Annotated in this window: 18 protein-coding genes; 15 read left to right on the forward strand and 3 right to left on the reverse strand. The window is 57.4% G+C overall.

Translation table 11 applies throughout. From position 1 onward, the window contains the following. The 11 genes from HQL56_08810 to HQL56_08860 form a co-directional block, all read left to right on the forward strand. A partial coding sequence (locus HQL56_08810; GenBank protein ID MBF0309614.1) for a TonB C-terminal domain-containing protein occupies nt 1-678 on the forward strand: 678 nt, incomplete at its 5' end. A gap of 10 nt (nt 679-688) precedes the next feature. Beyond that, complete coding sequence (gene tolB / locus HQL56_08815) at nt 689-2035, forward strand: Tol-Pal system beta propeller repeat protein TolB (GenBank protein MBF0309615.1); 1347 nt, start codon at nt 689-691, stop codon at nt 2033-2035. A gap of 55 nt (nt 2036-2090) precedes the next feature. Further along, on the forward strand, nt 2091-2678 hold the full coding sequence (gene pal / locus HQL56_08820) for a peptidoglycan-associated lipoprotein Pal (GenBank protein MBF0309616.1): 588 nt from the start codon (nt 2091-2093) through the stop codon (nt 2676-2678). A gap of 262 nt (nt 2679-2940) precedes the next feature. After that, nucleotides 2941-3879: a tol-pal system protein YbgF gene (gene ybgF, locus HQL56_08825; protein ID MBF0309617.1), complete on the forward strand. Its 939-nt coding sequence runs from the start codon at nt 2941-2943 to the stop codon at nt 3877-3879. 400 nt (nt 3880-4279) lie between these two features. Beyond that, entirely contained in the window at nt 4280-5005 is a 726-nt protein-coding gene (queC, locus tag HQL56_08830; protein MBF0309618.1) for a 7-cyano-7-deazaguanine synthase QueC, read from the forward strand. 449 nt (nt 5006-5454) lie between these two features. Then, the gene (gene tilS, locus HQL56_08835; GenBank protein MBF0309619.1) at nt 5455-6414 is read left to right on the forward strand and encodes a tRNA lysidine(34) synthetase TilS; all 960 of its coding nucleotides are present in this window, start codon (nt 5455-5457) and stop codon (nt 6412-6414) included. Between the two features lie 462 nt (nt 6415-6876). After that, nucleotides 6877-8691: a hypothetical protein gene (locus tag HQL56_08840; GenBank protein ID MBF0309620.1), complete on the forward strand. Its 1815-nt coding sequence runs from the start codon at nt 6877-6879 to the stop codon at nt 8689-8691. Beyond that, nucleotides 8630-9148 carry a hypothetical protein gene (locus HQL56_08845; protein ID MBF0309621.1) on the forward strand — a complete coding sequence of 173 codons (519 nt, stop codon included), beginning with the start codon at nt 8630-8632 and terminating at the stop codon, nt 9146-9148. Before HQL56_08840 ends, HQL56_08845 begins: the two co-directional genes overlap by 62 nt. Next, nucleotides 9145-9759, forward strand: coding sequence for a hypothetical protein (locus tag HQL56_08850; GenBank protein MBF0309622.1), 615 nt, complete (start codon nt 9145-9147; stop codon nt 9757-9759). Before HQL56_08845 ends, HQL56_08850 begins: the two co-directional genes overlap by 4 nt. A gap of 383 nt (nt 9760-10142) precedes the next feature. Next, complete coding sequence (locus tag HQL56_08855; protein ID MBF0309623.1) at nt 10143-10637, forward strand: hypothetical protein; 495 nt, start codon at nt 10143-10145, stop codon at nt 10635-10637. Nucleotides 10638-10643: 6 nt separating this feature from the next. After that, a complete protein-coding gene (locus HQL56_08860; protein MBF0309624.1) occupies nt 10644-11267 on the forward strand; it encodes a hypothetical protein in 624 nt (207 codons plus the stop codon). Between the two features lie 120 nt (nt 11268-11387). On the opposite strand, the gene HQL56_08865 is transcribed toward HQL56_08860, so the two are convergent. Beyond that, nucleotides 11388-12548 carry an aminotransferase class I/II-fold pyridoxal phosphate-dependent enzyme gene (locus tag HQL56_08865; GenBank protein MBF0309625.1) on the reverse strand — a complete coding sequence of 387 codons (1161 nt, stop codon included), beginning with the start codon at nt 12546-12548 and terminating at the stop codon, nt 11388-11390. A 131-nt stretch (nt 12549-12679) separates the two neighbouring features. Between HQL56_08865 and HQL56_08870 the strand changes: the two genes are divergently transcribed. Continuing rightward, entirely contained in the window at nt 12680-14473 is a 1794-nt protein-coding gene (locus tag HQL56_08870) for a DUF1302 family protein (protein ID MBF0309626.1), read from the forward strand. Nucleotides 14474-14520: 47 nt separating this feature from the next. Here HQL56_08870 and HQL56_08875 read toward each other — a convergent pair whose 3' ends face one another. Continuing rightward, nucleotides 14521-15192 carry a DUF2278 family protein gene (locus HQL56_08875; GenBank protein MBF0309627.1) on the reverse strand — a complete coding sequence of 224 codons (672 nt, stop codon included), beginning with the start codon at nt 15190-15192 and terminating at the stop codon, nt 14521-14523. A 375-nt stretch (nt 15193-15567) separates the two neighbouring features. Between HQL56_08875 and ftsH the strand changes: the two genes are divergently transcribed. The 3 genes from ftsH to glmM all read left to right on the forward strand — a co-directional run bounded on the left by ftsH (nt 15568) and on the right by glmM (nt 20331). Then, nucleotides 15568-17487 carry an ATP-dependent zinc metalloprotease FtsH gene (ftsH, locus tag HQL56_08880; protein ID MBF0309628.1) on the forward strand — a complete coding sequence of 640 codons (1920 nt, stop codon included), beginning with the start codon at nt 15568-15570 and terminating at the stop codon, nt 17485-17487. 224 nt (nt 17488-17711) lie between these two features. Continuing rightward, nucleotides 17712-18638 carry a dihydropteroate synthase gene (folP, locus tag HQL56_08885; protein ID MBF0309629.1) on the forward strand — a complete coding sequence of 309 codons (927 nt, stop codon included), beginning with the start codon at nt 17712-17714 and terminating at the stop codon, nt 18636-18638. Between the two features lie 340 nt (nt 18639-18978). Further along, nucleotides 18979-20331 (forward strand): phosphoglucosamine mutase, encoded by a 1353-nt coding sequence (gene glmM / locus HQL56_08890; GenBank protein ID MBF0309630.1) that lies wholly within the window; start codon nt 18979-18981, stop codon nt 20329-20331. Between the two features lie 166 nt (nt 20332-20497). Here glmM and HQL56_08895 read toward each other — a convergent pair. Beyond that, the coding region (locus tag HQL56_08895; GenBank protein MBF0309631.1) for a nucleotidyltransferase domain-containing protein at nt 20498-20639 on the reverse strand (142 nt) is incomplete at its 5' end.

A 20639-nucleotide genomic window follows, 5' to 3' on the forward strand; every position in this document is an offset into this window, starting at 1 on the left:
CCCGAGCCCAAGCCGGAACCCAAGCCCGAGCCTAAAAAGCCCGAGCCCAAGAAGCCCGAACCCAAGCCGGAGCCCAAACCCGAACCCAAGCCGGAACCCAAGCCCGAGCCCAAAAAGCCCGAGCCCAAAAAGCCCGAACCGGAAGCCAAGCCCGAGCCCAAGAAGCCCGAGCCCAAAAAGCCCGAAGCGGAGGCCAAGCCCGAGCCCAAGAAACCGGAGGCCAAACCGGAGCCCAAGAAGGATTCGATCCCCTTCGATCTTTCCGCGGCCATCAACAAACATGCTCCTGCCACGCCCCCGGCCACGGCGCAGAAGCAGCCGGGACAGGCTCCTGCGGCCCAGAGCCTGCAGCAGGGCCAACCCCAGGCCGCCACGGAAGGTCCGCGCGCTTCGCGGCTGGCGGTCTCCATGTATGCCCGGAGCGTGGAAGGCCTGGTTCGCTCCAACTGGACCAAGCCGGGTGGTTTGATCAACGAGCATCTGTTGCGCGTAGCCGTGGAAGTGAAGGTTGGACCGGACGGATCGTTCCTCGATGCCCGCATCGTCAATCCGTCGGGCAACCGCACCTTTGACGAGTCGGTGGCCCGAGCCATCGCCAAAACGCGGAATCTGCCGCAGCCGCCGGCCAATTGTGAGGAGTGTCGTGTCATCCAGTTCGTCTTCTCGGCACAGGACTAGTGAAACCACCATGAATGGAATGTCTCGCACCATCCTTTCCGCCCTCGGGCGATACCTGACGACCCTGGCTCTGCTCGTCGGCCTGAGCGGTTCCGCCCACGCCATGTTGCGCATCGACATCGCCAAGGGCGGACTGGAACCCCTGCCCATCGCCCTGCCCTATTTTGTGGAGATGGACGGCTCCGGCAATCCCCAGGAACCCGGCCCCACAGGCAAACAGATCACCGACGTGCTGACCAACGATCTGGAGCGCTCCGGACTGTTCCGCCCCCTGAACCGGCAATCCTATCTGCAGGATCCGGTGGCCATGTGGAAACTGGGGGTCAACCATCGCGACTGGCGACTCATCGGCGCGGAAGCCCTGGTGGCCGGAGCGGTGCATCGCAGCGGCAACAAGCTCTCGGTCGATTTCCAACTGCACGATGTCTATCAGGGACGCACCATCGGGCCGGGCAAACGCTTCTCCGTGCCTCTGGAGAGCTGGCGCACCCTGGCCCATCGCGTCGCGGACGAAATCTACACCCGGCTGACCGGCGAGGGGGGCTACTTCTCCTCGCGCATCACTTTCGTGGCCCAGGAGGGCCGGCGCAAGTGGCTGTCGGTGATGGATCAGGACGGGGCCAACCGCCTCGATCTGACCCGCAACGAATCCCAGGATCTGGTGTTGACGCCCCGCTTTTCGCCCAACGGGGAGAGTCTGTTCTACATCTCCTACGAAGGGGGACTGCCGCGCATCTTCCGTTATGACCTCTATTCGGCCCGCAAGAGCATGCAGACCGAATATCCCGGCCTCAACAGCACCCCCTCCTGGTCGCCGGACGGCACGCGCATGGCCCTGACCCTCAGCAAGGACGGCAATCCGGAGATTTACGTCAAGGATCTGAAAGGGGCGCGACTCACCCGGCTGACCTCCAACGCCGGCATCGACACCTCCCCCTCGTGGTCGCCGGACGGGCGCAACATCGTCTTCAACTCCGACCGGGCCGGTTCGCCCCAGCTCTACATCATGGACCCCAACGGCGGCGACGTGCGCCGCATCACCTTCCAGGGGCGCTACAACGCCGCTCCCTCCTGGTCGCCGCGAGGCGATCTCATCGCCTTCGTGCGGGGTGGGGAAGGCGGCTTCCGCATCGCCGTCATCGATCCACGGGGCGAACGGGAACGGGTACTGACCAACTCCTGGATGGACGAATCCCCCGTCTGGTCCCCCAACGGACGGGTCATTCTCTTTTCCCGGCAGCGCGGCGATGATACACGCCTTTACACGATTGACCTGACAGGACATAATGAGAGGGAGGTACCCTTGGAGAGCAGACTCAGCGGCAGCGACCCTTCCTGGTCGGCGCTGATTCAATAACGGACAATGGAAATGTCTGTATTTAACCAACCTCAGTAAAGGATGGAAAAGACCCATGAAATCGTCACTGCGTTTTCTTTTGGCCCTTGTTTTATCAGCCGGACTGCTGACCGCCTGTTCAACCACGAAAGACGGTACGGAAGGTGGCCCCGGCGGCATGGGTGGCGCAGGCGGTGATGCCGCCGGCCTGGGCCGCCCTGGTGGCAGCGGCTCCGACCTATACGGACCCGGTGGGGCCGGTGGTGGTCTCGGTGGCCCCGGTGGTCGCGGCGGTCCGGGTGGTCTGGGTGCCGACGGCATGGGTGGCGAGCCCGAGCATCGCATCACCTTCGATTTCGACTCCGCTCTGATCAGCCCCGAAGCGGCCCGCGTTCTGGCCACCAATGCCCGCTGGATCCAAAGCAGCGGTGCCCGTGAAGTCATGGTCGAGGGACATTGCGACGAGCGCGGCACCCGCGACTACAACCTGGCCCTTGGGCAGAAGCGGGCCGATGCGGTGCGCGATTATCTGGTCTCCCAGGGCATCGAGGGTGGCCGCCTCAAGACCGTCTCCTACGGCAAAGAGCGGCCTCTGGTGGTGGGTCACGATGAATTCGCCTGGTCCAAGAATCGTCGCGCCGAATTGCGGCTCGGCGGTCGTTGATGCGGTTTTGAGGCCATCCGGGTATCCCCCCAGGGGGATACCCGGATTTTGTGTTCCTTGACTTTCAATATTTTATCTTTTAAGTATCAAAAAAAGAAAATGTTCTGTCCTTTGACTTTATCTGTTCGAACAACAAAAACATAAAATAATTATTTTGTTTATTGAAAAAATATGCAAAAGAAAAAGTCAAAAGACAGAACATTTTCTTTTTTTGATACTTAAAAGATAAAATATTGAAAGTCAAAAGAAAGGTGATCCCGCCATGGACAGGCATCTCCCCGCTCGCCACCTGTTGATCGGTGCAACGCTGCTGCTGCTCTCCGGCTGCGCCACCACCACCAATCCCGATGGAACCCCCCCCGTCGATCCCCAGGCGGAAATCCCCCGCCTGCAAAAAGATCTGGCGGAAGCCTCCAAATCGGAAGCCAACAACCGCGCCGCCATGTCGGAGTTGACCCAGAAACTGGGCCTGCTGGAAAAAGAGCTGCGTTCCGTGCGCGGTGAGCTGGAAGAACAACGTTACGAAAACAAACGTCTCGGCCAACGGGTGGAAAAGACCGAACAGGCCGCCGCGCAACCCGCGCCCATCTCCGCTGACGGCGCCATCATCGCCCTGGGAACCCCGGCAACGCCTCCCGTGGCCGGACAAACCATCGTCCTCAGCCCACCCGCCGCCGCACCGGGAGCCGCCGCGCCCGCCCCGACGCCTCCCGCCGCCACCACAACCGCCGCTGCCCGCCCCGCCGTTGCGCCGCCACCTGCCACACCCGCCATCCCGGCGGCTTCCCCCGGCGAGTCGCTCTCCGGAAAGAGCGGCAAGGAGTTGTACGAGGCCTCTCTTCAAGCCTTGAAGACGGCCCAGTATGCCAAAGCCGTGGAAGGTTTCACCGCCTACATCGCCAAAAACGCCTCCGACCCCCTGGCTGGCAACTCCCAGTACTGGATCGGCGAAGCGCATTACGTCCAGAAACAGTATGCCGAAGCCTTGCAGGCTTTCAACCAGGTCCTGGTCAAATGGCCGCAAAGCGAAAAAGCCCCCGCGGCCCTGTTGAAAATCGCCTTCTCCTTCCAGGGGTTGCAGGATAACAACAACGCCAAAATGGTGCTGAACAAACTGATCAAGGACTATCCCAACGCCACCGCCGAGGTGACTGCGGCCAAAAATCGGCTGAAAGCCCTGGAAGAGAATCGCCCACGCTAGCGTCTGATCTTTTGACTTTCAATATGTTACTTTTAAGTATCAAAAAAAGGAAATGTTCTGTCTTTTGACTTTTCGTTCAGGGAACTATTCAGGCCCCTGCACAGCCCGGCATGATCGTGTCAACAGCGAAAGGAAAAGTCCCAGGGCGCGCCCTGGACCCGTCGGGGGGGATAATCCCCCCGTATACCTGAACAGATACTCGTTCGGATCATCTTTGGCGTATAGTATCTATTGAATATTATGGACGCTTGTGATTCAGTAAAAGGATAAAGAAAAAGTCAAAGGATAGAACATTTTCTTTTTTTGATATTTAAAAGATAAAATATTGAACGTTAAATGATTTAAAATATACTCCCGCTTGTCTGCGGAAGTTGTACAACTTCCTCCCATGGTATCTGAAATGGCTACCCCGAAGGCTGTCGTTCTTCTTTCCGGAGGCATGGACTCCGCTACCTGTCTTCATCTGGCCGCCGCACGGCATTACCAGGTTCACGCCCTGACGGTCCATTACGGACAACGCCACCTTCGTGAATTGGAAGCGGCGCGTCAGATCGCCCTGAGATTACCCGTAGCTTCGCATCAGGAGGTTCAACTCGATCTGACGGGAATCTGTCGCTCCTCGCTGACCTCCACGGAGGGCGCCGTGCCAAAGGGAGGTCTGGCTCAAGGCATCCCGTCGACCTATGTGCCGGCGCGCAACACCATTCTGCTGTCGCTGGCCATGGGTTGGGCCGAAACGCTGCAGGCGCGGGACATCTTCATCGGCATCAACGCCATCGACTATTCCGGGTATCCGGATTGCCGACCCGCCTTTCTGGAAGCCTTCCAACATCTGGCCAATCTGGGCACCCGCGCGGGGGTGTCGGGGCAGTCGATTCGCATGCATGCCCCATTGCTGCACATGTCCAAGGCCGATATCGTGCGGGAGGGACTGGCCCTGGGAGTGGATTTCGCCATGACCCACACCTGCTACAGCCCGGATTATCGAGGCTGGGCCTGCGGCCTGTGCGACGCCTGCCGCCTGCGGCTGGCCGGGTTCGCCGAAGCCGGGGTGCAAGATCCGGCGCCATACCTGACCCTGCCTCAACCGGTGATGGATGTCTCACCGGACGGCGCTTTCGATTGAGGAATAATCATCTGCCGTTCAATATGTTATCTTTTAAGTATCAAAAAAAGAAAATGTTCTGTCTTTTGACTTTATCTGCTTGTTAGTCTGTATCTGTTCAGGTATACGGGGGTTTGGGGGGGATTATCCCCCCCAACGGGTCCAGGGCAGCGCCCTGGGACTTTTCCTTTCGCTGTTGACTTCCAACCCCATGGGGTCCAGGGGGCACCCCTGGGACTTTTCCTTTCGCCGTTGACTTCGTCATGTCGCGCTGCACGGGGTCCTGAATAGTTACGTTAGTCTTTTCTTAATGTTCTTGAATAGTTTTTCTTTAAGAAACTGACAAATCAAAGGACAGAACATTTCCTTTTTTTGATACTTAGAAGATAACATATTGAAAGTCAACGGATTTTATTAAATCTTGGGCCTCTGCCCCGAACCCCCGTATACCGAAACAGATACAAGCCCGGATGCCAGCCACCCTTCTCGCCCGCTTCCAACTCGCCATCCCCTCCTGGCCCCTGCCTCTCGCCGCCGCCATTTCGGGCGGGTCCGATTCCATCGCCTTGATGCATCTGCTGGCCCAAAGCCACCTTCACCCTCTCATCCTCCACTTCAACCACAACCTTCGCCCCGCATCCGGTGATGAAGCCGCCTGGGTCGCCGCCGAAGCCGCCAAATTGGGCCTCTCCTGCCATATCGGCCACTGCGATGCGCTTCCTTCCGGCAACCTCTACGAAGCGGCCCGTCTGGCCCGCTACGAATTTCTCACCACCACCTGCCACCAGCGGCACATTCCCACCCTGCTCATCGCCCACCAGGCCAATGACAGCGCGGAAACCCTGTTGCATCATCTGCTGCGCGGCAGCGGTCTCTCCGGCCTCTCCTCCCTGGTTCCCGACCGGCTGGAAAACGGTCTGCGCCTGATCCGCCCCCTGCTCGGTTTCGACCGGGAGACCCTGCGTCACTGGTTGCGTGACCAGAACCTGGCCTGGCTCGACGATCCCAGCAACGCCAACATTCACCATTTGCGGCCCCGTCTGCGTCACCAGGTGTTGCCCTGCCTGGAACAGGCGCAAACCACCGGAACCCCTGTACTGGCTCTCAACCGGAGCGCCCAACTTCTGAAAGAGGCCAACGCCGCCCTGGAATGGAGCCTTGATCAACTCCTGCCTCAGCTCGATATCCGTTCGGAGGAGAACTTGCTGAGCCTTGATCACACCAGCCTGGCTCAATGGCCCACGGAACTGCAGGACCGTTTACTGCTGCGACTGCATCGGCAACTGACCCATTGTGGCCATCCTCCCAATGGGCGGGCGCGCACCGCTTTTCAGGAGATGTTGCTTAACCCGAAATCCCAGTGGATGTTGACCATTCACCGCCTGACCATTCGACGGGTGAAGACCCGCGTATACTTCCTGCCCAAATAGCCTCGCCTTTCAATATTTATCCTTTAAGTATCAAAAAAAGGAAATGTTCTATCCTTTGACTTTGATTGTCCTTTTCTAACTATTCCGATATACGGGGGTTCGGGGGGGATTATCCCCCCCGACGGGTCCAGGGCAGCGCCCTGGGACTCTTCCTTTTGCTGTTGACACGATCATGCTGCACGGCGCAGCGTGGTAAATAATTACTTATTATTAATTAATAACTAACAAACAAAAGTCAACGGACAGAACATTTCCTTTTTTTGATACTTAAAGGAAAATATTGAAAGGCGGAGGCGGTTCGTTCGGACCTTGTGATCCTTCCCCCTTATCTCATCACGTCGGTTCGTTCTCCATAATCAATATGTAATATCATTATGCCTACGACTGTGAAATAGTTTCCCCGTTTGCAGTCGACCTCTTTTCACCAAACCCTTTTAGATTCACAAACCCGGAGTTAGTACCATGTTCAATCGTTTTGATCTCGAAGAGGATGTCCGCCAGGCGCTGAGCCAAGAAAGCGAGGAGGAGCGCCTTCGAAAGGCCTACGAAAAGCAGGTCGACGCCCTGGTCAACCAACGCGCCTTTGTTCTGGACAAGAAACTCCGTCGCCCCAACGACGGCAAAGACCCATCCCTGCCGAGCCTGGTGCAGGAGTCCCTCACCTTCCACATGGGTCCGGAGCAGGGGCAATTGCCCGAACCGGAGCCGGAGAGTATTACGACCCCGGTCCCGGCCAGCAACAACAGTCGGTCAAACCAAACGGGGTTCTTCCCGAGCCACTCCTATTTTCCCTATCCGCCGGGCCAGGATCCCGGTTTCGACTTTCCGGTGACGATCCCCCCGGTAGACAACAGGCCGCTCTGCACCCCCGGAAAGATGAATATCGTCGAGGACCACTCTTGCCGCCAACCCTGGGAGGTTTCTCCGGACCAAAGGCCCGGCGTTTATGTTCCCGGACCGATCCTCGACGGTGGGCTTGATCTCGAAGATATCGGAATATCCCCGGCGAATCCGCATGCGAAACCACCCCACAAACGCCCTTCCATTTTCGACCCTACCATCGATTGGGGACTCCCCAAAAGCTTTGAACCCGCTTTAAATGCCACTGAAAACGATTCGTCGACGCCAACGCCAGGCATCCCGAACCCGGACAGCACACCGACCGACAACGACACCGGGGAAAAATCGCCGCCGCGCTCGATATTCGATATCTCGTTCGATTGGCCCTTCATCCGAAATAAACCTGCCGAAGGCGTTCAAGTGGCGGCTCTCAGTCCCACCAACGCCGTCGACTTTCACACCGGCAATGTGCCGAACACCCCCGTGAACGATACCTCCCGACAGGATTCGCCCACACCGGTACCGGACCAAACCCCCAACCCGCAAGGCGATCAACCCACCGTACTTGCAGCCAACAGAAGGTCACAACCTGCGGCAACGCCTTCCTACCAAAAAGATGCCAATGCCACGACAGAAAAACCCTCAGCATCTTGGCAACCCACGATTCCCGTTGTGCAGGGAAAGGAAGGCGAGTACAATGACGCCAATGGAAACCCAACTGCCAATCTGCAGAAACGGGAGGCCGTTTATGAGGCTTTGAAACGCCAAGGCATGCCTGAGAACCTGGCGAAGACCTTTGTCCAGACTCTGGACTGGGAGGGTGGCTTCCGCTGGCATGGCACCAAACCCGGTGAAGTCCAGGATGATAGTAAATATCGGGGGACCGATACCGCCTTTGGAGGCCTGAAGGAAAAATCCGTCCGAGAAGCAATTGAAAGAAAGCATATTACGGGGGTTGATTTAACCCGATTCGGTAGCCAGTCCACCCCCGATGAGATTGCCAGAATGTTGATTGGCACGACACACCACTCGCTTGCCAATGCGGGGGGAATCAACGCCCTGAAAAGCATCCAGGATCCAGCCGTTCAAAGCGCCGTTCTCGATTCACTCTTCCGGCACGGTATGGGTGATGGCGCACAGGTTCTTCAGGCTGGACTGGAGGACATCAATCCAGCTTATGTTCCGGAGTTTCAGGCTAATATTCTTACGACCAAGGCTATCAGAGAGATCGGCTCCCTGGATAACCATCAAAAGCAAGCGTTCCTTACCAAGCTCGGGGAGCGCCGATATGAGCTACTTATTGAACAGCATAACAAGGGCCTTCAAAACGATCAAGCCAAGAGAAGACGACTCCGTGAGAAGCCATGGAAATCAAATGAAGATACCTTGGGCGACCATTCGAGAATACAATGGCATATGCGTTACCCTAACAAATAACCCTCTTGTTGCTCAGGCCTGGAAAGTTTCTTCCAGGCCACTATATTATATGTTTTTTCTGGCTGCTCTATGCCATCCAGAATCTTTATATTGCCAATCGATTGGCCAAAGGATATATCAAGACTGGCATGAACGTCACTTAAAATGTGAGCGCTTCTACACTACCGGTGCCGGGGAGCTAGACGTTCCAACAATGGCGCGCCTGGAAAATGAATGCCTATTTCAGGAGGTTGATAAAGAAGCCAAAGCCTTTTTCCCCGAGTCTCAATACCTAGAGTTCATGTCAACGCTCAATAATTTTTCAGAGGCCGCATTTGAATTTTACTTGACAATCTCCACAGGCAACGTCGGCTATAACAGAGATCGGGATTCCCATCCACCAACAAATATTAGCACACTTTACTTGGATATTCTTTACAAACTGATTTTATTAACCCATGAGACCAAGGAACCATGAACCGATATCACACCAATAAGGTTTATTTGTCGACGGGTTCGTCGATATTTTCTTCATTAGTGGCGCTTATTATCATGAGTATATTTATTGTATGTCCTGATCAAGTATTTTGTGCCAATGAGGTTCCATTGGAATCTTTACCCGAGACACAAAAACAAACAATATCAAATAAACACATAGTGATAAATCCTTGGCCTTTGATTAAAAGGTGCTTAACTCCTGATTTGCTGGAGCGACAAACTTATCAAAAAGCCATTCCCTGCTTACTTGAAGTAGTTGATTCTCGTACTGAAGAACCCCAATTTGAATTTTTATTAAACAAACCTAAGGCTATCAAATTGGCCAAGGAGTTCATCGAAGCAAACAATAAACTGATGCAGTTGATACCAGTTACCTGCAAGCCTAAAGAATGTATTTATCCAGACGAACACAAGCTTGAATTCGAAAAGGTTCGTTTATTAATCGACATGATCGCCAATTTTGACTTTAACTGGCAGGCACCTCCCGGGGACTATCCGCCTTTTCTATTCTATTTACCGAAACTCCCTCCTGATTCACCAAACCATTTTATTGATTCTCCCGGTGTATCGGACACGAATCATCCAGAATAGTGATGCGAACTTACAAAAACATCTTGTCCTTTTGGAAAACTCCTTTAAGCAGCAAACTAAGATCAATTAAACCAGGAAGGACTCGTTTTTGAAACAACTGGGGCAGCAGCGGCTCGCGCTACTGAAAAGTCAACATGACGCAAGGGTTACTCCAGACAAATATTGGAAAAAAGATGAAGACGCGGGAGGCGATTATGCCCGTATCCGTTACTATGTGCCCCGTCAAACACCCTGACTCTCTCCAACGTCGGGCCTGGAGGGTATCCTCCAGGCCTGTACTCGGAGTCGGTTTTGTTTATTTTGTCATTATTCTTTGCTCCCAATACGGATATGGCCAACCACCGATGGGTCCGGTTCCTGTCAACTCCCCTATCGAGCCATTGTTGTTTGCCATCGCACCAAATAGTGCTGAGGGGCAAAATGGGAAACCGTGCCAGCAGGATCAGATTTCAGGTAATGACAAGGTAAGCAGTCAATCCAATCCTCCCGTTATTCCAGCATGTTTTTCCAATCGCGAACTCCCCGAAGTGGAATCTTTATATAATTACTGTGACAAGAATATACCGAAAAATCCCGACCATCTAATTGAAGTTAAACTGTACAGCACCTGCATAAAAGAACTCGTTGCAAAGGTAGCTTCCGAATTGCTTAGTCCAGATGAGTTAGCAGCATTTCTTCCAGCTTTGGAACAACTTAATGCTAAAGCATTGCTTTTGTTTTCAACAACAGTTCCAAATAAGCAATTTGCCAGAGATAATGATCCATCCAAGTTTATCTACAAAAGCTGGCTACTTAAATATATATTAAAGAGGTTCGCTATACTAAAAAGACAAAGAGATAATACCATTCTCGCACCCATCCTTTTAGCCCCTGAATGAACCCTTATGAATAAGTTTCCCTTCCATGAATTCCTTCTTCTCGTTGCACTGCTACTCCTGCCAAATGTCCTGAGCGCCGATGAAGTTGACTGTACCGATTTTTCCGATGAGATAGTCACCTCACGCGAGCACAAATGCTTTGATCCTGATATGAGCTATCTCCGCGAAAATCCCTGGCCCATCATCAAACGTTGCCTTGCGCTGCAAAAGGAGGGCGATGACCGATTCAAACCGGTTATCCCCTGCCTCATGCAGGGCATCGATTATCTGGGGCCAAATCTGATGAATCGCCGTACCCTTGCAGAACTCCCCCAACGCCTCGATGATTTTGTCCAGGCCTTCGATCAGCTAATCCGGCTCGTTCCGGTAAGTTGCCACGCCACCGGTTGCACCATGCCGGGTGAAAGCGACCTCGACCTCGAAAGAACGCGCCTCCGGATCTTTATTCTTGAACATCTCGATCCTGTTATTTCCTCAACCGGCGGATGTTCCCTGCAATCTACTCATCTTTCCCAATCAGGACCTGAGAAACCCACCAAAGGAATGACGGTCCCCGTGAATATTGACCGATCAGCGACTTTCCATATTTTTCTTCCAAGTATCAAAAAAAGGAAATGTTCTGTCCTTTGATTTTATATTTTCCTTCTTGATCCTATGCAGCAAGAACGAACAGAAAAGGTCAAAGGACAGAACATTTCCTTTTTTTTGATACTTAAAAGATAAAATATTGAAAAGCGCCGCAACGCCTTGTCAGGCCAAGGCCCGGTGCAGATCCGCAATCAGGTCTTCGGCATCTTCCAGTCCGATGGAGAGACGCAACAGGCTATCCGAAATGCCGCGCTCCGCCCGCTCCCCGGCAGTCAATCCGTGGTGGGTCGAGGTGCAGGGCTGGGTGACCAGACTTTCCACCCCACCCAGACTCGGCGCCAAAGCGAACAGCCGCAGCCGGTCCGCCACCTGCGTGGCCTCCTGCCCGCTGCCGTTGACCTCGAAGGCCAACATCCCCCCGAAACCCCGCATCTGCTCCCTGGCCAGTTGATGGCCCGGAAAATCGGGCAAGCCCGGATACAACACCCGCGCCACCCGGGGATGCCGCGCCAACGCCTCGGCCACCGCCTGCGCCGTGGCGTTCTGCCGCTGCACCCGCACCGGAAGGGAGCGAATGCTGCGTGCCAGCAAATGCGCCGTCTCCGGAGCCAGAATCGACCCCAGGTTCTTGCGCCAGTTCCACACCGGGGCCAACACCGCCTTCGAGCCCATCAACGCTCCCGCCGTCACGTCCGAGTGGCCCCCCAGATACTTGGTGGCGGAGTGGACCACGATATCGGCCCCCAAGGCCAGCGGATTCTGATTGACCGGCGTGGCGAAGGTGTTGTCCACCGCGACCAGCACCCCGTGACGACGCGCCTTTTCGGCGATGGCACGAATGTCGAACACCTCCAGCGTCGGATTGGTGGGCGTCTCCAGAAACAGCAGCGAAATCCCGCTCTCCAGCACCGCATCGAGCCGCTGCACCGCCCTCCCCGCCAACAGATGGGTGGTAAAACCCAGCATCGGCAACTGGCTGCCGATCAACTCCAGGGTGCCGCCGTAGGCGTCGCCCAAACAGGCGATGCCGCCTCGCCCGTGGGTGAGAAAGAGCGCCGCCTCGGCAGCCATGCCCGAACAGAAGGCCCAGGCCGCCTCCGCTCCCTCCAGCGCAGCCAGCTTCTCCTCCAGACCGAGGATGGTCGGATTGAAACCGTACCGGGTGTAAATGCTGCCGGAAACCCGCCCTTCCAGCACATCGAGCAACTGGGCCGTCGAGCCGAATTTAAAGGTGGTGGTGCTGTACAGAGGTGTCGTCGGTGAACCGTGGGGGTCTTCGATCTCCCCCGCATGCACGCAACGGGTGGACAGTCCTTCCTTCATGATGGGCTTCCCTCGATTTTGGTGGAAACAGACGTGTATCCTGGGGACATCTTGAGCCTGATCGCGAGGGGCTGTCAACGACGACGGCCCCGACGGAAAGGGTTTCGCCTCCTTCCCCGGACACGGCCATCATGCTCCCACTGCGACGTATCGCCCTTTTCCTTCTGGCCGCTCCGGGACCGGTTGCGGCCATGGATCTGCCCCTCGGCAACGGCTTTCAGTCGCGCATCAACGGTACGATCAGCGCCGGAACCATGATCCGCACCGAAGCGCCCGATACGGCGCTCATCGGCAAAACCTCGGCGGCGCGGGCGGGTCTCTCTTCGGGCCAACTCCTCGGCAACGGCGGGGGAGCGGATCTCAATTTCCAGCGCGGCAAACCGGTTTCGAGTCTGGTCAAGGCCCTGGTGGATGTGGAGGTCAAACGGGGGGAGTACGGGGTTTTCGCCCGCACCCGGGCCTGGTACGACCACGAACTCGCCGAAGGCAATCGCCCTTACGGCAATGCGCCCAACGGATTCCGTCGCGATGCCCCCCTGAGCGACGCCGGTTTTTCCCCCACCGCCCGCTTCAGCAACCTGGAACTGGCCGACGCCTACGCCTTCGGCCACTTCAAGCCGACGGATCGCAGCCGGATGGAGGTGCGTCTTGGCCGACAGGTGGTCCACTGGGGCGCATCCCGTTTCACCACCGGCGGTCTCGACACCATCAACCCCCTCGACCATCCGGCCCAGACCCGTCCCGGCGCCCTGCCCCAGGAGGGGCGGATACCCGTCGGCATGGTTTACGTCAACCTGGACGGCGGCGGCGCGTGGGGTGCGGACGGCTTTCTTCAGTTGGAACACCGTTCCACGGTTCAGGTCGGCTGCGGCACCTTTTTCGCGCTTTCCAACTACTCCACCAGCGGCTGCAATTACGTCTCGGTGCTGCCGACCCTCTCCGACGACACCGCTCTGGCCTCGGGACGCTATCCCAAACGTCAGGCGGACGTGGACAGCTCCGACGCGGGGCAGTTCGGTCTTTCGCTGCGCTATACCGCCCGCAGTCTGGCCACGGAGTTCCGCGCCTACGGCCTGCGTTATCACAGTCGTTCCCCCAGCGTGCGCGTCACCAATGCCGAGGTGAACGGCGGTTACGGTACGGCCACCACCCGGCTCACCGATGCCAACGGCTTGCGTTACGCCACCCTCTATCCCGAGGGGATTCAACTCTACGGTCTGAGTTTCCAAAGCCGCATCGACGACTCCCTGCGGGCCTTCGGTGAAGTGGCCCGACGTTCCGGGCAGCCCCTCAACCTGAATGCCGCCGATCTGATCACCGCATTTTACGGACGTTCGCCCACTTCGGCGCTGAATCTGGCCAAAAACAGCAACGCCATCCCTCCCGGCGGGCAATTCGACGCCTACGACCGCTTTCCGGTAACCACCGCCAGTCTGGGTCTGGAGCGGAGCTTTGCCGCCGTGCTGGGGGCCGAACGCCTCAGTGTGGCCGGTGAAGCCGGTTTCAGCCATGTGGAGAATCTGCCGAATCCCGGCGTGTTGCGCTACGGCCGCCCGGACGACTACGGTCCCGGCGCGGTCGACGGTCAGCCCTGCACCGATACCACCGCCGCTCAAAAGGGCTGCAGCCACCAGGGTTTCATCTCCGACAACGCCTGGGGCTACCGCCTGCGGCTGTCGGCGGACTACCCCGATCGGCTGCCCGATACCGTACTGACCCCGTCACTGGCCTTCGCCCACGACCTTTCCGGCTTCTCCTACGACGGCACGTTCCTGGAGGATCGCAAGGTCTTGCGCCCCGCCCTGCACGTGACATGGCGCAAAAGCTGGTTCGCCGACATGGCCTACACCCGCATCGCCGGCGGGGCCTACAACCTGCTCGCCGACCGGGACAACGTCACCCTGGTGGTTGGATACACCTTCTGAGGCCATTCCTGCGAGGGGTCCGGGGGCGACAATCGCCCCCGGCGGGTTCAGGGTAGCGGATGCCCGTTATTATCCGTTTTATAGGATTGCGTTTTGAACTTGGTTTGGAAGGCGACGATTGTTCCGTTTTGCTTTTCGATGATGGGGCAGCCATCCTGCCAGATGCCATTCTCCGCAGCCCAGGGACTGGAAACGGGATCGCCCTGGTTCTGGTGGATATTGTGAACCCCCAGCCCGCTGTTGAAAGGCTCCCCGTAGATGAACAGCCGTTTGCAGTGATCCAGCAGGGGCTCCAGGGCTTGCAGAGCCTGCAGGCTGGTTCCGGCCTGCCACTTCGGCGTCAGTTTGAATTTGAGATAATCCGCCAGCCACTGCATGAAACCAAGCTTGACCAGAGCGCCCAAGCCGAAGATCGGTTTGTGGAAGGCTGCGGTGCGCACGTAATCCAGGGCTCCGGAGGTTGCATTCATGGCCAGGGCGTGCCAGCCCCCGGAAAAGGCATGGACCCCTTTCAGATTCCCCGGACTGAGGGTGACGATGCGCCATTCGATGCCGTTGTCGGCTTTCTTGGAATCGACATCCACCGCACAATGATATTGCCCAGCCGGTGTATTCACATAAATGTTTTCATGGTAGTAGCGCCCGTAATCGTCCGGCGGATCCCTCACATAATGGTGCAGCGTACCGACCAGAACACCGTAACCGTCATTCAGTGACATGCTCTACACTCCTTTGCCATGAAGTCGTTGATGGGCACTCCCTGACCGACAGGAAAGTTAAATCCAATAATTTGAAATTAAATTTTGGAATTTAACCCTCTCGACGTGTGCCCTGCTGTCTGTAATGCGAATGACTTTGTCATCATGCTGTCAGTTGTCAAGAATTCCGTGCCCATCTCTGTTTGGTTACGCTGCGCCGCCAGACCGGGGCGCGGGGCGGCGACGAGGGAACCCGAAAGCCGAAACAACGCGCCATTTTTCAAGATGGGATTGAACTTTCGGCCCGGCAGGCCTATCGTGTAAGAGGGAGGGGGTATCTCCGGAACAATCCGCTCCAACGGGATCGGATTCTGATCGGCAGGGAGTCTGCGGCAATTGAACGGTTTCTATAAAAATCTGTCACTGTGGCTGGTCATCGGCATGTTGCTGGTCATGTTGTACAATCTGTTCAACCAGCCCATGACGAAGGAACAATACATTCCCTTTTCGGACTTCATGCACCAGCTCGATCAGGGGCGGGTGACCGATGTCACCATCCAGGGTCGCAATCTGGCGGGGTTGATGTCCGACGGCACCTCCTTCACCACCTACACGCCCGATGATCCCGATCTGGTGCGGCTGCTGCGGGAGAAGAAGGTCACCATCGCGGCGCGTCCCCCGGATGAGACGCCGTTGCTGCTGACCCTGCTCATCTCCTGGTTCCCCATGCTGCTGTTGATCGGGGTGTGGATCTTCTTCATGCGCCAGATGCAGTCCGGCGGCGGGCGCGGAGCCATGTCCTTCGGCAAGTCGAAGGCCAAGATGGTCTCGGAGAAGAACAATCGCGTCACCTTCGCCGACGTGGCCGGCATTGATGAGGCCAAGGAGGAGCTTCAGGAGATCATCCTGTTCCTGAAGAGCCCGCAGAAATTCCAGCGGCTGGGCGGCAAGATTCCCAAGGGGGTGCTGCTGGTCGGCCCCCCCGGAACCGGCAAGACCCTGCTGGCCCGCGCCATCGCGGGGGAAGCCAACGTGCCCTTCTTCAACCTCTCCGGTTCCGATTTCGTGGAGATGTTCGTGGGCGTGGGCGCGGCGCGGGTGCGGGACATGTTCGAACAGGGCAAGAAAAACGCCCCCTGCATCATCTTCATCGACGAAATCGACGCGGTGGGACGGCATCGCGGCGCCGGTCTCGGCGGCGGGCACGACGAACGGGAGCAGACCCTCAACCAGTTGCTGGTGGAGATGGATGGTTTCGAATCCAACGAGGGGGTCATCATCGTGGCGGCCACCAACCGGCCCGACGTGCTGGATCCGGCGTTGCTGCGCCCCGGTCGTTTCGACCGGCAGGTGACGGTGCCCAATCCGGACATTCGGGGACGCACCCAGATTCTGGGGGTGCATATGGGCAAGGTGCCGGTTGCGGAACATGTCGATGCCGAAGTGATCGCCCGGGGCACCCCCGGTTTTTCCGGTGCGGATCTGGCCAATCTGGTCAACGAGGCCGCCCTGAGCGCTGCCCGTCTCGACAAGAAGGTCGTGGAGATGGAGGATTTCGAAGCGGCCAAGGAAAAGGTCATGATGGGCAAGCCGCGCAAGTCGGCCATCATTCCGGAGCGCGAACGCAAGACCACCGCCTATCACGAAGCGGGGCACGCCATCGTGGCCGCCTGTCTGCCGGGCACCGACCCGGTTCACAAAGTGACCATCATCCCCCGGGGTCGGGCTTTGGGACTGACCATGCAACTGCCCATGGAGGATCGCTTCACCTACTCCCGTGAGCAGTTGGAGAACAACATCGCCGTGCTCATGGGCGGACGACTGGCGGAAGAGCTGGTGTTGAACCAGGTCACCACCGGCGCGGGCAACGACATTCTGCGCGCCACGGATCTGGCCCGCAGCATGGTTTGCACCTACGGCATGAGCGAACGGCTGGGGCCCCTCACCTTCGGCGAACGGGAGCAGGAGATCTTTCTGGGCCGGGAGATCACCCAGCACAAGAACCTCTCCGAAGAGACCGCCCGCATGATCGACGAGGAGGTGCGCAATCTGGTGGATCGCAACTACCAGAAGGCCAAGCAGATTTTGAAGGATCAGATGGCGGTGTTGCACGCCATGGCCAACGCCCTGCTGGAGCGGGAAACCCTCGACGCGGACGAAGTGGCCCGTTTCGTCCAGGGACTGCCGGCCAGCGAAGCGCTCAAGCCGCTGCCCCCTTCCCGTGAGCCCCCGCCGCCTCCTCCGGGGGATGCGGACAAGGATTCCATCGATATTCACCAAGCCATGGACAACGGGCCCGGACTCTCCAGCTCATGACCTTTTTGCCTCTGTTGCAACCACTGGACGGCCAGCGTCCTTCGGGAGGCTCGGGGGACTATTTTCCCGAAATCCCCGATTTCCGCGCCCCGTCCAGTCGCTGGCTGCTGCGACTGATGGGCTGGGATGCCGCGTGGCCCGTGCCTGAGGGATTTCAGCGCGAAACCCATGGGGAGCAGTGCTACGCCCGGGGATTGCTCTCCCTGGAGGCGTTGCGGCAGTGGATGGATCATCTGGAAACGACGCCTCAAGCCGAACATCTGCCGCTGCTACGCGAGACCCTGGCCCATCATCTGGCGACGGATGCCCCGTTGAGCTGGACGACGACCGGGCGCACCTGGCATCTGGCGGGGGATCGTCCGCTGATCATGGGGGTGGTCAACTGCACGCCCGACTCCTTTTCCGACGGGGGTTCCTTTCACGAGGTGGCCGCCGCGGTAGCCCACGGTCTGGCGCTGGCTCGGGCGGGCGCGGACATTCTGGATGTGGGTGGCGAATCGACTCGTCCGGGGGCGACGCCGGTTTCCCAGGAAGAGGAGTTGCGCCGGGTGATTCCGGTGATTCAGGGACTGGCGCAGCGTCTGCCCATTGCCATCTCCGTGGACACCTCCAAGGCGGCGGTGATGGCGGCGGCGTTGGAGGCGGGAGCCTCGCTGGTCAACGATGTCACCGCCTTGCGGGGGGATCCGCAAGCGGCGGCGTTGCTGGCGCCGTTGTCGGTTCCGGTGATTCTCATGCACATGGCGGGCTCGCCGCAGACCATGCAGCAGGAGCCGCGTTATTGGAACCCGGTGGTGGAGATTTACGCCTTTCTGAAAGAGCGTGTGGACTGGTGTCTGGCAAACGGCTTCGGGCGGGAGCGGCTGTGGCTGGATCCGGGCATCGGTTTCGGCAAGGAGAGGCAGCACAATCTGGGTTTGCTGCGTCATTTGCGGCTGTTTCGGGGATTGGGGGCGCCGTTGTTGGTGGGGGTGTCGCGCAAGCGCATCGTCGGCGAGTTGACGGGGATTCCGGAGCCGTCGCGGCGGGATGTGGGCAGTATGGTTTTGGGGGCGATGTGTGTTTTGGAGGGAGCCCGGATTTTGAGGGTGCATGAGGTGGAGGGGGTGCAGCAGGCGTTGCATGTGGTAAAAGGTTGGATGAATTTTTAGTTAATCTTTTGACGTTCAATATTTGTCCTTTAAGTATCAAAAAAAGAAAATGTTTTGAATTTATATTTTGATTTTTGCTGTTATTTAAAAGGTTTTTCTGGAAAAGATTTACCGGAAACAGATTAAAGTCAAAGGATAGAACATTTCCTTTTTTTGATAGTTAAAGGATAAATATTGAAAGTCAAAGGATATGCTTGGAAGCACCTTAACTTCTATAAGGATTTTGTAAAAAGACAAATATAACGGATACGGATAAGGTCAAAAGACAGAACATTTTCTTTTTTTGATAGTTAAAGGACAAAAGATTAAAAGGCAGCCATCCTCAAACACGGATCACTCAATGACCTCTTCCCGTCATTTCTTCGGCACGGACGGCATACGCGGCCCGGTCAACCTTCACCCCATGACCGCCGAATTCGCCCTGCATCTGGCCATGGCCACCGCCACCGTGCTGCGTCGCACCATTCCCGTTCCCACCGTGGTCATCGGCATGGACACCCGCCGCTCCGGCCCGATGCTGGAATCGGCCCTGGTAGCCGGTTTCACCTCCATGGGGGTCCACTGTCTGCAGGTGGGGGTGGTGCCCACTCCCGCGCTGGCCTATCTGACCCGCCACCTGAAGGCCGACACCGGCGTGATGATCTCCGCCTCCCACAATCCCTATCGGGATAACGGCCTCAAGCTGTTCGACCCCTCCGGCATGAAGCTACCGGACAGCGTTGAAGCGACCATCGAAGCGTTGCTGCACGAACCGGACTTCACCCTGCCCCCCGGCGAGGAGATCGGGGAAGACTCCCATGTCGAGCAAGCGGCAGAACACTATCGCAAATTCTGCCAGGAGCTGTTCCCCCGCAACCTCTCCCTGAAGGGATTGCGCATCGTGGTGGATTGCGCCCACGGGGCCAGCTACCGCATCGCGCCGAAGGTTCTGGAGAACCTGGGTGCGGAGTTGATTCTGCACGGCACCCTGCCCAACGGGCGCAACATCAACGACAAGGTGGGTTCGCTGCATCCGGAGGTGATTTCACAGGGCGTGGTGGCACATGGTGCGCATCTGGGCATCGCCTTCGACGGGGATGCGGACCGGGTCATCCTGTGTGATGAAAAAGGCCGGGTGTTGGACGGCGACCATATTCTGGCCATCTGCGGCCTGGAGATGAAAAAGCGGGGCACGCTCAAAGGCGGCGGCATTGTGGCCACGGTGATGTCCAACCTGGGGCTGGAGAAGCTGATGCAGCACCACGGCCTGCGTCTGGTGCGGGCGGCGGTGGGGGACCGTTACGTGCTGGAAGCGATGCTGCAGGGGGGGTACAACCTGGGCGGGGAGCAGTCGGGACATCTGCTTTTTCTGGATCGCAACTCCACGGGCGACGGTTTGATGAGCGCCTTGCAGGTATTGGAGATCATGGCCGGGAGTGGTCGTTCGTTGGGGGAACTGGCCTCTTGTTTGGTGACCTATCCGCAGATTCTCAAGAACGTGCGGTTTTCCAACGGGGTGGATCCGATGGGGGACGAACGGGTTCAGGAGGCGATTCGGGAGGTTGAATCCGACCTGGGCGAGGAGGGCCGGGTTCTGGTACGCAAGTCGGGCACGGAACCGAAGATCCGCGTCATGTTGGAGGGGGACAACCAGGAGCGCATCGAGGAGCTGGCGGAGCGGATTTGCGAGGTGGTGCGGCAGGTGGCGGGGTAAATAAACCTTCTTTTGACGTTCAATATTTTTCTTTTAAGTATCAAAAAAAGGAAATGTTCTGTCCTTTGACTTTTCAGTTGTCATTCTCCTCAATTAACCCAACCCAAGCTTCCCCGTTTTACAATAGGCTCGCATTTCAGAGCGTTTCGGAAAGTTCCACACCAGCTCAACACGACAAGATATAGTACAACTCCCTCCCTTCTCTCAGCGCCGGGAAGATCACCAGGGAGGGGTTGTCGCCGTGCTGCAAGACATCCTGATCGGTCACCACCACGATATCCTTGGGAACATCGATCTCCTGCAAGGCC

It is taken from the genome of Magnetococcales bacterium (genome assembly GCA_015231925.1).
Classification (GTDB): Bacteria; Pseudomonadota; Magnetococcia; order Magnetococcales; family JADGAQ01; genus JADGAQ01.

Excerpts from the sequence above, each read along its gene's own strand:
- tolB (MBF0309615.1), top strand. The coding sequence starts at position 689 with ATGAATGGAATGTCTCGCACCATCCTTTCCGCCCTCGGGCGATACCTG.
- pal (MBF0309616.1), top strand. The coding sequence starts at position 2,091 with ATGAAATCGTCACTGCGTTTTCTTTTGGCCCTTGTTTTATCAGCCGGA.
- ybgF (MBF0309617.1), top strand. The coding sequence starts at position 2,941 with ATGGACAGGCATCTCCCCGCTCGCCACCTGTTGATCGGTGCAACGCTG.
- queC (MBF0309618.1), top strand. The coding sequence starts at position 4,280 with ATGGCTACCCCGAAGGCTGTCGTTCTTCTTTCCGGAGGCATGGACTCC.
- tilS (MBF0309619.1), top strand. The coding sequence starts at position 5,455 with ATGCCAGCCACCCTTCTCGCCCGCTTCCAACTCGCCATCCCCTCCTGG.
- HQL56_08840 (MBF0309620.1), top strand. The coding sequence starts at position 6,877 with ATGTTCAATCGTTTTGATCTCGAAGAGGATGTCCGCCAGGCGCTGAGC.
- HQL56_08845 (MBF0309621.1), top strand. The coding sequence starts at position 8,630 with ATGAAGATACCTTGGGCGACCATTCGAGAATACAATGGCATATGCGTT.
- HQL56_08850 (MBF0309622.1), top strand. The coding sequence starts at position 9,145 with ATGAACCGATATCACACCAATAAGGTTTATTTGTCGACGGGTTCGTCG.
- HQL56_08860 (MBF0309624.1), top strand. The coding sequence starts at position 10,644 with ATGAATAAGTTTCCCTTCCATGAATTCCTTCTTCTCGTTGCACTGCTA.
- HQL56_08865 (MBF0309625.1), bottom strand. The coding sequence starts at position 12,548 with ATGAAGGAAGGACTGTCCACCCGTTGCGTGCATGCGGGGGAGATCGAA.
- HQL56_08870 (MBF0309626.1), top strand. The coding sequence starts at position 12,680 with ATGCTCCCACTGCGACGTATCGCCCTTTTCCTTCTGGCCGCTCCGGGA.
- HQL56_08875 (MBF0309627.1), bottom strand. The coding sequence starts at position 15,192 with ATGTCACTGAATGACGGTTACGGTGTTCTGGTCGGTACGCTGCACCAT.
- folP (MBF0309629.1), top strand. The coding sequence starts at position 17,712 with ATGGATCATCTGGAAACGACGCCTCAAGCCGAACATCTGCCGCTGCTA.
- glmM (MBF0309630.1), top strand. The coding sequence starts at position 18,979 with ATGACCTCTTCCCGTCATTTCTTCGGCACGGACGGCATACGCGGCCCG.